Origin of the sequence: Flavobacterium enshiense DK69, assembly GCF_000498495.1 — a bacterium.
Taxonomy (GTDB): Bacteria; Bacteroidota; Bacteroidia; order Flavobacteriales; family Flavobacteriaceae; genus Flavobacterium; species Flavobacterium enshiense.
On sequence record NZ_AVCS01000024.1, the window covers coordinates 74,383 to 88,817 of the forward strand.

Genomic DNA, 14,435 nt, shown 5'->3' on the forward strand with positions numbered 1-14,435 from the left:
ACCAGAAAATACCACAACATAAAAACATTCACTAAAACTTATTTTTTATGAAAAAGGTATTACTTATTCTGCTTGCTGCCCCACAGTTACTTATTGCTCAAACAACCCTAATCCCAGATGCGAATTTCGAGCAAAAATTAGTTGCTTTAGGCATAGACAATGTCGTGAACGGATCCGTTCTGACCGCCAGCGCTGCCGCAGTTACCGATTTGGACGTTTCAGCTTCCAACATTTCCAACCTTACAGGTATTGAAGCATTTACTTCATTAACGTATTTGAATTGCGGAGACAATCATTTAAGCAACCTTAACGTAACACCAATCCTTACTTTACAAGAACTGGAATGTTACGGAAACACTCTTACCACACTGAACTTAACAGCCAACACAAGCCTCCACTATCTTGATGCCTACTCCAACCAAATCAGCAGTTTAGATGTGACACACAATCCAGGCTTACAGTATTTAGGTCTCGACGAAAACAATCTGACTTCACTCAATGTTACCCTCAACACCAACCTTCAAGAACTGCATGTCGGATCCAACTTATTAACATCAATAGACATTTCCCACAACGCTGCCTTGACTCAATTGGTTGCATATGGAAATAATTTAAGCAGTATTAATATCAGCGCTAACCCTGCATTGGAAGTCCTGAAACTGGGACTCAATCAGATCACCAGTATCGACCTGACCCATGCAGTCAACCTGAAAGAACTAAGGATAAACAACAATTTGCTTACCACACTTTCCATTGCGCAATCGCCGCTGCTTACCCAAATTAACTGCCAGGGAAACCGGCTGACTTCACTTGATTTGCGAAACGGCAACAATATCAATTTCATTTTAACAAACAACGGAGCACAGTTCAACCAAGGCTTAAGCTGCATCAGTGTGGACAACCCTGCTTACTCTTCGACAAACTGGGGCATCAACTTTCACGAGACCGCAACCTATTCAGCTAATTGTCTACTTAGCACCGATAGCCCGTTACTGCAAATGATAGCAATATATCCTAATCCATCCAACGGAAAAATATTCATCAACACTCCTGATTTAATCAAAATAGATACGATAACGGTTTCCGACCTAAACGGAAGAATCATCAAACAGGTTAAACCAAACGGCATATCCGAACAAACCGAATTGGATTTGACCGGAGTTAACCAAGGCGTTTATTTTGCGTCAATTGAATCAGATAAAGGTAAATTAAATACAAAAATCATCTTAAAATAACATCCTGCAACACAACCAAAAAAAAAAGACCGACTCCGCTCAAACGGACGGTTTTTTTTTATGATAGCCTTTTCAATAAATCAGTCCATAAAATTCTCACTGACGAAAGCGGACCAAATAAAAATTTCGCAACCAAAGCTCCACAACCCCAGCTCTTTTTACGTTTAATAAGAATAATTTTTCAAATCACTGACAAATTCACAATTAATATGCGTGCATACTATTTTATTTGAAATATTTGCTTAAATTCGTCGCTCGAAATATCAACTTTATACTTTATAAAAATGAAAATATTAGTTTGCATCAGCCATGTACCTGATACTACTTCAAAAATTAACTTCATTAATGGAGATTCCGAATTTGATACTAATGGTGTTCAGTTTGTAATTAACCCTAATGACGAATTCGGTTTAACAAGAGCCATCTGGTTCAAAGAGCAACAAGGTGCTAACGTAACCGTGGTGAACGTTGGAGGTGCTGATGCAGAAGCTACTTTAAGAAAAGCACTAGCTATCGGTGCTGACGAAGCAATTCGCGTAAACGCTAATCCTACAGATGGTTTCTTCGTTGCGAAACAACTTGCTGAAGTAGTAAAAAACGGAAGTTACGATTTAGTAATTGCCGGTAAAGAATCATTGGATTATAACGGAGGAATGGTTCCAGGTATGCTTGCAGCCTTAACAGGAAACGATTTCGTAAACTCTTGTATCGGTTTGGACATCAACGGAACAACTGCTAAAGCCGTTAGAGAAATAGACGGTGGCAAAGAAACCATTTCAGCTAATTTACCATTGGTAATCGGCGGTCAGAAAGGGTTAGTAGAAGAAAAAGACTTGCGCATCCCGAACATGAGAGGTATCATGACAGCGAGAACAAAAGCATTAACAATTTTGGAACCGGTTGGAGCAGACAACACTACCAAAGCAGTTAAATTCGAAAAACCAGCTGCAAAATCAGCAGTTAAATTGGTTAGCCCGGACAACCTAGACGAATTAATCAACTTATTACATAACGAAGCGAAAGTAATTTAATTGCAAATTAAAAATTACGAATTACGGAATTTTTGAATCTTTAAATCTTTCAATTTTTAAATACTGAAAATTATGTCAATTTTAATATACGCTGAATCAGCAGAAGGAAAATTTAAAAAAGTAGCTTTCGAGTTGGCTTCTTATGCTAAGAAAGTTGCTGAAATGATGGGAACAACTGTTACGGCCGTGACTGTAAATGCAGGTGATGTTTCTGAATTATCAAAATACGGAGTAGATAAAGTATTAAAAGTATCTAACGATAAATTGGCAGGCTTCAATGCAAAAGCGTATGCCGATGTTATCAAACAGGCAGCACAGAAAGAAGGAACGAAAGTTGTGGTTTTATCTTCAACAACTGACTCTTTATACTTAGCTCCGCTTGTAGCAGTAGGTTTAAACGCTGGTTACGCTTCTAACGTAGTTGCATTACCGGAAAGCACTTCGCCTTTTGCAGTAAAAAGAAACGCATTCTCAAACAAAGCTTTCAACATCACTGAAATCACTACGGATGTTAAAGTATTGGGAATCGCCAAAAACTCATACGGAATCAAAGAATCGGCTTCATCATTAACTGAAGAAGATTTTGCTCCGTCATTAAACGATGCTGATTTCTCAGTAAAAATCGAATCTGTAGAAAAAGTTACCGGAAAAGTAACTATTGCTGATGCTGAAATCGTTGTTTCTGCTGGTCGTGGATTGAAAGGTCCTGAAAACTGGGGCATGATCGAAGAATTAGCTTCTGTTCTTGGAGCAGCGACAGCTTGTTCTAAACCAGTATCCGATTTAGGTTGGAGATCTCACAGCGAGCACGTTGGACAAACCGGAAAACCGGTAGCAGCTAACTTATACATTGCTGTAGGTATTTCAGGAGCTATCCAGCACATTGCGGGAATCAACTCCTCTAAAGTAAAAGTAGCTATCAACACAGATCCGGAAGCACCTTTCTTCAAAGTGGCTGATTACGGTGTAGTTGGAGATGCTTTCCAGGTAGTTCCGCAATTAATCGAGAAATTAAAAGCTTTCAAAGCGGCACAACACTAAAATTCCGCTCACATTCTAATAGAAAAAACCATCTTTTTAGATGGTTTTTTTATTTTCCAGAGCAAAACTTTTTCGTTACTTTGCAATCAGCTTTTCTTCTTTGATGCTTATTTCTTACTTTCAGCATAGATATAGCGATTCAATTGGGAGAAGAACACAATTCTATTATATTTTTATAATTTATTGATATAATTGACGTAAATTAGTATATCCAATAGCTATTAACAAACAAAAAACTTTGCGCCTCAGCGGCCTTAGTGGCTAAAAATATGAGCTTAGTAAAACTAACTATAAAGGGGATTTCATACAGCCAGACTCAAAATGGCGCTTATGCACTAATTTTAAACGAGGTGGATGGTGAGAGAAAGTTACCTATTGTTATCGGTGCGTTCGAAGCCCAATCCATTGCAATTGCTTTGGAAAAAGAAATTCGTCCCCCAAGACCTTTAACACACGATTTGTTTAAAAATTTTGCCGATCGTTTTGACATCGTGGTTAAACAGGTTATCATCCACAAATTAGTTGACGGCGTTTTCTTTTCCAGTATCATTTGCGAAAGAGACCGTATCGAAGAGATAATCGATGCCAGAACGTCGGATGCCATCGCTTTGGCCCTACGTTTTAACGCGCCTATCTTCACTTACAAAAACATTTTGGACAAAGCCGGAATCTATCTGAAAATAAACCCACCCGAAGAAAGCAAGTCATCTGAAGAAAGCAATGATCCGCTGGAAAACCCTGAAACCTTCGGATTGGTTGGAGAAGAATCCGTAACAGGCGAATCCTATTCTCAATATTCTTTAGCCGAGCTTTACGAACTTCTTGAAGGAGCAGTCCAGAATGAAGACTATGAAAAAGCCGCTAAAATCCGTGACGAAATTTCAAAAAGAGAATCATAGCCAGATGGCAGTGCTCAGCCCCGATAACTATCGGAAACAGAAAGCAGTCGCAACAATCCGAACAACCAAATAACCGTATTGACGAATAAACAAGCAATGAAGCAGTATTTAGATTTAGTGAAGCACGTTTTAGAAAACGGAAATCAAAAAGGAGACAGAACAGGAACCGGAACGAAAAGTGTTTTCGGTTACCAGATGCGTTTTGACTTAAGTGAAGGTTTCCCGATGGTAACTACCAAAAAACTGCACCTGAAATCTATTATTCATGAATTGCTTTGGTTTTTGAAAGGTGAAACCAATATTGCCTATTTAAAAGAAAACGGAGTGCGAATCTGGGATGAATGGGCAGACGAAAACGGCGATTTAGGCCCGGTTTACGGTCACCAGTGGCGCAACTGGAACAGTGAGGAAATCGACCAGATCCAGGAGCTTATCGACACCCTGAAAAAAAATCCAAACAGCAGACGCATGCTGGTTTCTGCTTGGAACCCTTCCGTTTTACCGGATGATAAAAAATCGTTTTCCGAAAATGTTGCCAATGGTAAAGCAGCTTTACCTCCCTGCCATGCCTTTTTCCAGTTCTATGTAGCTGACGGTAAATTATCCTGCCAGTTATACCAAAGAAGCGCCGATATTTTCCTGGGCGTTCCGTTCAACATTGCCTCTTATGCCCTATTCACCATGATGGTGGCTCAGGTTTGTGATTTGCAGCCGGGAGAATTCATTCATACCTTTGGCGATGCCCACATTTACAACAATCACATCGAACAGTTGGAATTACAGCTTACCCGCGAACCAAAACCACTTCCAAAAATGGTTTTAAATCCTAATGTGAAAAATATCTTCGATTTTAAGTTTGAAGATTTCACTTTGGTAGATTATGATGCGCATCCTCACATCAAAGGACAGGTCGCCATTTAATTAACAAACACATTTCAACACTCTATTACAATGAAACACTTTTTATTGTCGGTTTTCCTATGCCTTTTTTCAACCGTTTTTTATGCCCAAAAAGACAAAACCATTTATTTGGACTCCATAGGAAGCGAAACACAATATACCAATCACATGACATATCTGGTGATTAAAGATTTTCATAAAGAAAAAAAACAGTACAACGTTAGTGAATATTATAAATCAGGAAAATTAAAATCGGAAGGCGTGTGCAGCAGCAAATTGTCCCGAACTAAAGAAGGAATATTTAACAGCTATTATGAAACCGGAAACATACAATCACGCACCATGTACGATGAAGGGCTTCCCTATGGTGATTTCACTCTCTGGCATGAAAATGGAAACAAAAATGTAGAGGGAGAATACTTGATTTTTGAGGATAGCGATGGAAAAAAAACATCCAGATTACTTATAAAAAATCATTGGGATGAAAACGGCTCACAAAAAGTTTTTAACGGAAATGGAATTTATAATGAGGTTTCTGATCTGGAAAGTGCAAAAGGGGAAATACTGAACGGATATAAAAACGGGCTGTGGGAAGGTACTTCAAAAATTGGCCACCTTGCTTTTAAAGAATATTATAAAATGGGCCAATTAGTCGATGGAACCTCTGTAGATTTGCTGAACAACACCTATACATACACGAAAATCCAAGCCCAGGCAGCACCTGTAGAAGGCATTCAGAATTTCTACAGAACATTCGTGTCTCATTTTGACACTCCTGAAATTAGAAGCGGTATCAAAGAAATAAGAGTTCTATTTGGATTTGTTATTGAAAAAGACGGCAGTATCAACGAAATAACAACATTACGTAGTGACAATGAAGAGATTGAAAAAGCTGCAAAAAAAACACTCTATAAAATGAAGAACTGGATTCCGGCCGTTCACAGAGGCAAAATATTTCGTTCGCAGTTCACTCTCCCTATTACAATAAAGATAAATTAGATCTACCAGAGGAAAGATTAAAGCAAAAGTCTTAACTTTATTTCCGTAAAACTCTATTTATGGAAATCGACCAACACGAATTGTATGAATATGCCCGTTTGCGCTTAAAACAAAAAAAGAGGCTTTATTTTCACTTTGTCTTGTTTTTCGTGGGCAGCATTTTTATGATTGTAGCTAATAAGTTACTCGATGTCAAACCCGAAATCAATTGGTATCAATGGGGCATTGCCGTTTGGGGATTTATTTTTGCGCTCCATTTCATAAGGGTTTTCATAACCGACAGTTTCATGAACAAAAAATGGGAACGTGCCCAGATTGACAAGCTAATCATGAAGCAGGAACGAAAACTGGAACAGATCGAAAAAGATTTTAATCAAAAAAACAACATTTCACAATAATGATTACTATAGTTGCTGCAGCTGCAGAAAATAACGCATTGGGAAAAGACAACGATTTGATCTGGCATCTTCCCGACGATTTCAAACGATTCAAGCAAATCACAACCGGTCATCACATCATCATGGGAAGGAAAACGTTTGAAAGCTTCCCAAAACCATTACCCAACCGCACGCACGTAATTATTACACGACAGGAAAACTATAAGGCTCCTGAAGATTGCCTCGTTGTTGGTTCTTTAGAGGAAGCCATAAGCATTTGCCCGAAAGAGGAAGATATTTTCATCATAGGTGGAGGCGAAATTTACAGCCAATCAATGAAAATTGCCGATAAAATAGAGCTTACCCGCGTTTTTGCCACTTTTGAAGCCGATGCATTCTTTCCGGAAATCCATTTAGAGGAATGGAAACTTACCAACGAAGAATTTCATCCTAAAGACGAAAAACACGCTTTTGATTTTTCATACCAGACTTATGTACGGGCATAAAAAAACATCCCGATAAACTATTACCGGGATGTTCAAACTAACAAACTAAAATGTATCTATTCTAACGTTCGGATTATTCAAGTGAAAGCACCTGATAACATAAAATAAAAATCACCACTGTTAATAATAAACCTGTTATGAATAATATAACATTGGCGAATTTCTGAGAATACATCTCAAAAAAGCCTCTAATACCAAATACCACAAAAGTACTAAAGACAAAAAAAACTAAAATTTCCAAAAACAAATTTAACCCAAAGAACGTTTGCGGCACCCCTGAATCAGCAGTGTCAAAAAAAACACCACTGTTGACGCTTTCCACAAGAACCAATGAGATTACAAGTGCCAGTAATACCCATTTAATTTCCGATGACATAAGCTTAGACAACATATTAGTCCGTTTGTATGATGACTGTAAAATTGCAACGAATTATAACGTCAAACAATCACTAAAAAAGTGTATTTTTCGTATCACCAAATTTGGTGATACCTTAGCTTTTTCTTCCATTATGTAAAAGAACTTCGTCTTTCTTTATGTCTTAAAATTACAATTATTTCATTAGATTGAATATGTTAAAGTTTGTATTATCTTTGTACAAATATTTTTAATCGATGAACGACAACATCACTCCATACAAGTCATCCAATCTAGGTAAAAAAGAACAGGTTACTAAAATGTTTGACACTATTTCAGGCAATTATGACAACCTTAACCGAGTGATTTCTTTTGGGATTGATATTAAGTGGAGAAAAAATGTTTTAAAGCTCATAGCTGCAAAAAATCCGAAGAACATTCTCGACATTGCAACCGGAACCGGTGATCTAGCCATCCTTATGGCCAATACCAATGCCGAAAAGATAATCGGCCTGGATATTTCCGCTGGAATGTTGGAAATCGGAAAACAAAAAGTAGCACAAAAACAGCTGAACGGCAAAATCGAAATGGTCCTGGGCGATTCCGAAAAAATCCCTTTCGAAGACAATTATTTTGACGCTATAACTGTAGCTTTTGGCGTGCGTAATTTTGAAGATTTAGAATTAGGCCTGTCCGAAATACTTCGCGTATTGAAACCAGATGGCCGTTTTGTAATTCTAGAAACATCTGTACCTACCAAATTCCCTTTCAAACAAGGATATAATTTCTATACCAAAAACATCCTTCCGCTTATTGGCAGATTGTTTTCAAAAGACAAAGTAGCCTATTCCTACCTGTCTGAATCGGCATCACATTTCCCTTATGGAGAAGCCTTGAACAATATTTTGCGAAAAGTTGGGTTTATAGATGTTAAAGACATGCCTCAAACTTTTGGAGTAGCAACCATTTATTCGGCTTCAAAAAAATAATATGAAAAAATTATTTGTTTTACTTGTACTTATTGTTTCGGGAAAAAGTTTTGCCCAGAAAGGAATAGGTATGTTTGGTAAAAACCCCATCATCAATCTTGAAAATTTCGACAAACAACGTGTGCATTGGGGATATTATTTAGGATTCAATACGTACGATTTCAAATTTGACTATATAGAACCGGACAAAGACATTGAAGTGCAATCCACAACGGCTTTTAATGTTGGTCTGATCGGAAACCTTCGCCTGATGGAGTACCTGGATTTACGATTCGAACCAGGTTTGGCTTATTCCCAGCGTAATTTGGTTTTCCCTAACATTGAAGATTCTTTCGACAGACTTCGCGAGGTAAAGTCTACCTACATCAATTTCCCGCTATTACTGAAATTCTCATCCAAAAGGATTGGCAATTTCCGCCCCTACCTAATTGGCGGTTTTTCAAAATCGTTGAATTTAGGAAGCAATTCCGATTCCAAAGATGACAATTACAACGACGTATTCCGAATGAAAAAATGGACTTCCAATTACGAAGTCGGATTTGGGATTGATCTCTATTTTGAATACTTCAAGTTCTCGCCTTCCGTCAGAGGAGTCTTCGGAATTAATGATGAACTTATCCGCGACAACAACCCAGATAGCCCATGGACCGGAAATGTGGAATCAATGAAAACCAGAGGTATTTTTATCAATTTTGCCTTCCACTAAAATAGTTATCCAAGTCGTTTAAATTCACTCAGAATAATTGCGGTAGCAGTGGCCACATTCAGACTTTCGGTTTGCTGAAGGTCACCAAAACGTGGTATGGAAAGCCTATTACCGGTTAATTTCTCTATCGCCGGAGAAATTCCATTGGCTTCATTCCCCATGACAAGAATTCCTTCGCCTGGCAGTTTCGTTTTATAAATGGAATCCCCGTCCATATATGTTCCAAAAACCGGAAGTTTAGTTTCTGACAAAAACTTTTCAAGGCTTGCATAAACAACATTAACCCGCGTTATGGACCCCATGGTCGCCTGAACCACTTTTGGGTTATAAATATCTGCGGTTTCCATCGAACACACTACTTGCTTCACACCAAACCAATCACATAAACGCACTATGGTTCCTAAATTCCCCGGATCACGGATATCATCGAGAGCCACCACTAAACCTTTCTCGGCAACAGGCAATTCTGCCGGGATTTTAAACAACGCCAAACAGACATTCGGAGTAGTTAACACCGATATTTTCTTTAATTCTGCTTCAGAAATTAACGAAAATTTATTTTTCGGAACGTTATGAAAATGCTCAGTCGTGCTAAAAAGATGCTCCAGCTCAAAATTGGAATTCAACAATTCCTGTATTACCTTTACTCCCTCAGCAAAAAACAACTGATGCTGTTTTCGGTATTTTTTTTGCTGTAAACTTGTTATTAGCTTTATTTGGTTTTTACTAAGCATAAAAAACGTATTTTTGACCGACTTTTCGTTATTGACTTGAAAAAGAATTTTCCAAAAATAGCACTATTATTTGTATTAGGTGCAATTATATACTCCTGTTCCCTTGTTAAAAGGGTTCCGGAAGGCAAGTACCTTTTAACCAAAAGCAATGTGGTGGTTAATGACAAAAAAACAAACGAAGAAATCATTGTCAACCAGCAACAGCAAAAACCCAACAGTTCTTTATTAGGATTAGGATTCCCGCTGCGTCTGCACATGTACAATCTTGCTAAAAAAAATCCGGATTCTTCTTATCATGTCTGGCTGGAAAGAAAACCGAAACGTCATAAAACACTGGCTGCCATACTCTCTGAAAAACAGGTTGAGCGTCTTGGACAATCGTTCCTTGTTTCCGGCCTAAGCAACTTCCTTAAAAAAAGCGGGGAAGCCCCAGTGATTATTGACGAGAAAAAAGCACAGAAAACCACTAATCGCTTTTTAAATTATTATAACAGCAAAGGCTATTTCAAAACAAAAGTCGATTATAAAATTGACACTTTAAAGAATAAACGCGGGCAAATAAAATACAACATTGTAACAGGACAACCTTATAAAGTTGACAGTATTTCTACTGTGGTTGAAAGCCCTGACCTCGATTCTCTGTATCAAAAAATAAAAAGCTCATCCCTGATCAAAACAGGAAAACAATATGACGCTAAAGATTTAGTAGACGAAAGAAAGCGAATTTCGACTTATTTCAGAGACAATGGCGCTTATAAATTTCAGGAAACAAACATCTCTTACAACGTAGACACCATTAAAACAGGCTACAAAGCCAATGTAGAAGTTGTTGTTGAAAACCAGACGATCAAAACCGGAGATTCGCTAATAAAAGTCCCTTTTAAACTATACAAAATAAGCGAAGTAAATGTGTATACTGATACCCATGTGGGTAAAGATAAATTAAAAGTAGCTGACAGTGTTACCCATAAAGACATCAACCTATACAGTTCCGACAAATTGGCTTATCGCCCCAAAGCCATAACGGATGCGATATTCATAACCAAAGGAAGCGTATTCAGCGACACGAAAAGAACATTGACATCCCGCTCGCTAAATAACCTGCGCATATTCAATTATCCTTCAATCGAATTTGTGGAAGACCCGAAAGATTCTACCGGAACTTCACTGATAACCAACATTGTCCTGAGTCCGAGAAAAAAATACAGTTGGATTCCGGCCTTAGATTTCATGCATTCCAACATCCAGGATTTTGGAATCTCAGGTAATATGACGCTGACCTGGCGAAATCTTTTCAGAGGAGCCGAGATTTTGGACATCTCCACACGAGGAAGCATTGGTTCTTCAAAAGATATGGCCAATCCAAAAGGAGTATTTTTTAATATCTCCGAATATGGAGCCGATGTAAAACTAACCATCCCAAGGATTTTAGCGCCAATCAAAACCGAAAAAATAATCCCGAGGTCCATGTTCCCAACTACAGTGGCAACTGTTGGTTTTTCCCGACAAAGGAACATCGGTTTGGACAAAGAGAATTTCTCGGGAATTGCAACATACAACTGGTTTCCCAAGAAAACGAATTCGGCACGACTTGACCTGCTCAACATTCAGTTTGTAAGAAACCTTAACCCACAAAATTATTTTAACGTATATGAATCTTCCTACGAAACGTTAAATGATTATGCACAAGCCTATAACACCAATCCGGACAACGTGGACCAAAACGGAGACCTTACGATTGAGGAAGGCGGAGCGGATAATTTCATCAATGATGTATTGACAGGACAAACTGTTTTAAGTCCGGAAGATGATGCATACAAAGACATCCGAAGCATCGATGAAAGACAAAACCGATTAACGGAGAACAACTTGATATTTGCCACCAATTTCACCTATACAAAATCGTCAAAAACCGATCTTTTGGACAATTCGTTCAGCATTTTCAAAACAAAAATTGAATCTGCAGGAGCCTTTTTGAATTTGGTATCCAATATCGGCACGGAGAAACTAGGCCCAAATGGCAAAAAGACCTTTTTGGATGTAGAGTTCTCACAATACGTAAAAACCGAATTCGATTTTATTAAACATTGGGACTTGGGAAGGCAAAAGGTTTATGCTATGAGGGGCTTCTTCGGGATTGCCATACCTTATGGAAATGCAGACAACGTACCGTTTTCACGAAGTTATTATGGAGGGGGTTCGAATGATAACAGAGCCTGGGAATCATACGCCCTGGGTCCTGGTACCAGTGGTGGTATCAACGACTTTAACGAAGCCAACATGAAACTGGCCTTCAGTGCCGAATACCGTTTTAATCTTTTCGGAAAATGTAATGCCGCTTTATTTGCCGATGCCGGAAACATCTGGAATATATGGGACAACGTAGAAGATAAACGATACACCTTTAACGGATGGGAATCATTAAAAGACGTTGCTTTGGGTACCGGAATTGGAATACGTTATGATTTCAACTTCTTCATTGCCCGATTGGATTTAGGATTTAAAACCTACAATCCGGCTAAAGAACAAAGCGAACGTTGGTTTAAAGACATGCGTTTTGATAAGTCGGTTGTAAATATTGGAATTAATTATCCGTTCTAAGTATAGAAATTATTATTTTTGTCACCTAAAATAAAATTACAACACAATGGCTCACAATATTAAACCCGGAGTAGCTACCGGAGATCAGGTTCAGGAAATCTTTAATTATGCAAAGGAAAAAGGATTTGCTTTACCGGCTGTTAACGTAACCGGTTCCAGTACTGTAAACGCTGTTATGGAAACAGCAGCGAAGCTAAACGCTCCTGTAATCATTCAGTTTTCTAATGGAGGATGTCTTTTCAATGCCGGAAAAGGCTTATCGAACGAAAATGAAAAAGCAGCTATTTTAGGTGGAATTGCAGGTGCTAAACACATTCATACATTAGCAGAGGCTTACGGAGCAACCGTAATCCTTCACACTGACCATTGCGCAAAAAAATTATTACCATGGATTGACGGTTTATTGGATGCCAGTGAGAAACACTTCGCCGAAACCGGAAAACCTTTATACAGTTCACACATGATTGACTTGTCTGAAGAGCCAATCACAGAAAACATCGAGCTTTGCAAAGAATACCTAAAACGCATGAGCAAAATGGGCATGACTTTGGAAATCGAATTAGGTATTACAGGAGGTGAAGAAGATGGAGTTGACAATACACATGTAGATAGCTCTAAATTATACACCCAACCCGAAGAAGTTGCTTATGCTTATGAGGAATTGATGAAAATCAGTCCGCGTTTCACTATCGCAGCAGCTTTCGGAAACGTACACGGGGTATACAAACCGGGGAACGTGGTACTGACTCCGAAAATCCTGAAAAACTCTCAGGAATTTGTACAGCAAAAATTCAACACCGGAAATAACCCGGTTGATTTTGTATTCCACGGAGGCTCAGGCTCTTCTTTAGAAGAAATCAGAGAAGCAATCTCTTACGGAGTAATCAAAATGAACATCGATACCGATTTACAGTTTGCCTTCACAGAAGGAGTTCGCGACTATATCACTGATAAAATCGACTATTTGAAAACACAAATCGGAAGCCCAGAAGGACCAGATTCTCCAAATAAAAAACACTACGACCCAAGAAAATGGATGCGTGATGGAGAAATGACATTCAACAAACGATTAGAGCAGGCTTTCGCCGATTTAAATAACGTTAATACACTTTAATTATGTTATATTTATGAATTACAAGTTCAGACTTGCAACTCATAACTTATAACTTTAAACACATAACTTTAAAATTATGGCTTGGTTTAAAAGAACAGAAAAAGGGATTCAAACCGCAACAGAAGATAAAAAAGACGTTCCTAAAGGACTTTGGTACAAATCACCAACAGGGAAGATCGTAGATGCAGAAGAGTTAGCCAAAAATCTTTGGGTAAGCCCTGAAGATGGATTCCACGTTCGTATCGGAAGTAAAGAATATTTTGAAATCTTGTTTGACAACAACGAATTCAAAGAGCTGGACACCAACATGACTTCTAAAGACTCTTTAGGATTTATCGATTCAAAAAAATACAGTGAGCGTTTGAAAGACGCTATGGACAAAACCAAACTGAAAGATGCTGTTCGTACAGGAGTTGGTAAATCAAAAGGAAAAGACCTTGTGGTTTGCTGTATGGATTTTGCTTTCATCGGAGGTTCTATGGGAGCTGTTGTGGGAGAAAAAATCGCCCGCGGAATTGATTACTCTATCAAAAATAAAATCCCGTTCCTTATGATTTCAAAATCTGGAGGAGCACGTATGATGGAAGCTGCTTACTCACTAATGCAGTTAGCAAAAACATCTGCAAAATTGGCTCAGTTAGCCGATGCCAAGATCCCATACATTTCATTATGTACCGATCCTACTACAGGAGGAACAACAGCATCTTATGCAATGTTAGGTGATATCAATATTGCTGAACCAGGCGCCTTAATCGGATTTGCGGGTCCACGTGTAGTAAAAGATACGACAGGAAAAGATTTACCGGAAGGTTTCCAAACATCTGAATTCGTATTGGAGCATGGTTTCCTTGATTTTATCACACCAAGAAAAGAACTGAAAGACAAGTTGAATTTGTACATCGACCTGATTCAAAATCAACCTATCCGATAATTAATAAAAAATCCCGA

General features: G+C 38.4%; 15 protein-coding genes. 13 read left to right on the plus strand and 2 right to left on the minus strand.

From position 1 onward, the window contains the following. Positions 1-47: 47 nt before the first annotated feature. From FEDK69T_RS12930 to FEDK69T_RS12965, 8 genes are all read left to right on the plus strand, one after another. The gene (locus FEDK69T_RS12930) at positions 48-1,235 is read left to right on the plus strand and encodes a T9SS type A sorting domain-containing protein (protein ID WP_023574625.1); all 1,188 of its coding nucleotides are present in this window, start codon (positions 48-50) and stop codon (positions 1,233-1,235) included. Positions 1,236-1,519: 284 nt separating this feature from the next. Then, entirely contained in the window at positions 1,520-2,266 is a 747-nt protein-coding gene (locus FEDK69T_RS12935; protein WP_023574626.1) for an electron transfer flavoprotein subunit beta/FixA family protein, read from the plus strand. Positions 2,267-2,338: 72 nt separating this feature from the next. Then, positions 2,339-3,307 (plus strand): electron transfer flavoprotein subunit alpha/FixB family protein, encoded by a 969-nt coding sequence (locus FEDK69T_RS12940; RefSeq protein WP_023574627.1) that lies wholly within the window; start codon positions 2,339-2,341, stop codon positions 3,305-3,307. A gap of 269 nt (positions 3,308-3,576) precedes the next feature. Further along, complete coding sequence (locus FEDK69T_RS12945; RefSeq protein ID WP_023574628.1) at positions 3,577-4,206, plus strand: bifunctional nuclease family protein; 630 nt, start codon at positions 3,577-3,579, stop codon at positions 4,204-4,206. 96 nt (positions 4,207-4,302) lie between these two features. After that, on the plus strand, positions 4,303-5,127 hold the full coding sequence (locus tag FEDK69T_RS12950; protein ID WP_023574629.1) for a thymidylate synthase: 825 nt from the start codon (positions 4,303-4,305) through the stop codon (positions 5,125-5,127). A gap of 30 nt (positions 5,128-5,157) precedes the next feature. Continuing rightward, positions 5,158-6,105, plus strand: a complete 948-nt coding sequence (locus FEDK69T_RS15555) for a hypothetical protein (RefSeq protein ID WP_023574630.1) — start codon at positions 5,158-5,160, stop codon at positions 6,103-6,105. A gap of 59 nt (positions 6,106-6,164) precedes the next feature. Then, on the plus strand, positions 6,165-6,503 hold the full coding sequence (locus FEDK69T_RS12960) for a 2TM domain-containing protein (protein WP_035630715.1): 339 nt from the start codon (positions 6,165-6,167) through the stop codon (positions 6,501-6,503). Then, complete coding sequence (locus FEDK69T_RS12965) at positions 6,503-6,988, plus strand: dihydrofolate reductase (RefSeq protein WP_023574631.1); 486 nt, start codon at positions 6,503-6,505, stop codon at positions 6,986-6,988. Before FEDK69T_RS12960 ends, FEDK69T_RS12965 begins: the two co-directional genes overlap by 1 nt. 73 nt (positions 6,989-7,061) lie before the next feature. Here the strand turns inward: FEDK69T_RS12965 and FEDK69T_RS12970 are convergent, their stop codons facing one another. Beyond that, positions 7,062-7,364, minus strand: coding sequence for a hypothetical protein (locus FEDK69T_RS12970; protein ID WP_240473176.1), 303 nt, complete (start codon positions 7,362-7,364; stop codon positions 7,062-7,064). Positions 7,365-7,600: 236 nt separating this feature from the next. Between FEDK69T_RS12970 and ubiE the strand changes: the two genes are divergently transcribed. Both ubiE and porT read left to right on the plus strand, forming a co-directional pair. Next, on the plus strand, positions 7,601-8,332 hold the full coding sequence (ubiE, locus tag FEDK69T_RS12975) for a bifunctional demethylmenaquinone methyltransferase/2-methoxy-6-polyprenyl-1,4-benzoquinol methylase UbiE (RefSeq protein ID WP_023574633.1): 732 nt from the start codon (positions 7,601-7,603) through the stop codon (positions 8,330-8,332). A 1-nt stretch (position 8,333) separates the two neighbouring features. Further along, the gene (gene porT / locus FEDK69T_RS12980) at positions 8,334-9,038 is read left to right on the plus strand and encodes a type IX secretion/gliding motility protein PorT/SprT (RefSeq protein ID WP_023574634.1); all 705 of its coding nucleotides are present in this window, start codon (positions 8,334-8,336) and stop codon (positions 9,036-9,038) included. 5 nt (positions 9,039-9,043) lie between these two features. Here porT and FEDK69T_RS12985 read toward each other — a convergent pair whose 3' ends face one another. Next, the gene (locus tag FEDK69T_RS12985; RefSeq protein WP_023574636.1) at positions 9,044-9,772 is read right to left on the minus strand and encodes a TrmH family RNA methyltransferase; all 729 of its coding nucleotides are present in this window, start codon (positions 9,770-9,772) and stop codon (positions 9,044-9,046) included. A gap of 36 nt (positions 9,773-9,808) precedes the next feature. Between FEDK69T_RS12985 and tamL the strand changes: the two genes are divergently transcribed. The 3 genes from tamL to accD all read left to right on the plus strand — a co-directional run bounded on the left by tamL (position 9,809) and on the right by accD (position 14,418). Further along, positions 9,809-12,373 carry a translocation and assembly module lipoprotein TamL gene (gene tamL, locus FEDK69T_RS12990; protein ID WP_081711724.1) on the plus strand — a complete coding sequence of 855 codons (2,565 nt, stop codon included), beginning with the start codon at positions 9,809-9,811 and terminating at the stop codon, positions 12,371-12,373. A 46-nt stretch (positions 12,374-12,419) separates the two neighbouring features. Further along, positions 12,420-13,487, plus strand: a complete 1,068-nt coding sequence (fbaA, locus tag FEDK69T_RS12995) for a class II fructose-bisphosphate aldolase (RefSeq protein WP_023574637.1) — start codon at positions 12,420-12,422, stop codon at positions 13,485-13,487. Between the two features lie 76 nt (positions 13,488-13,563). Beyond that, on the plus strand, positions 13,564-14,418 hold the full coding sequence (accD, locus tag FEDK69T_RS13000; protein WP_023574638.1) for an acetyl-CoA carboxylase, carboxyltransferase subunit beta: 855 nt from the start codon (positions 13,564-13,566) through the stop codon (positions 14,416-14,418). The last annotated feature ends 17 nt before the right edge of the window (positions 14,419-14,435 follow it).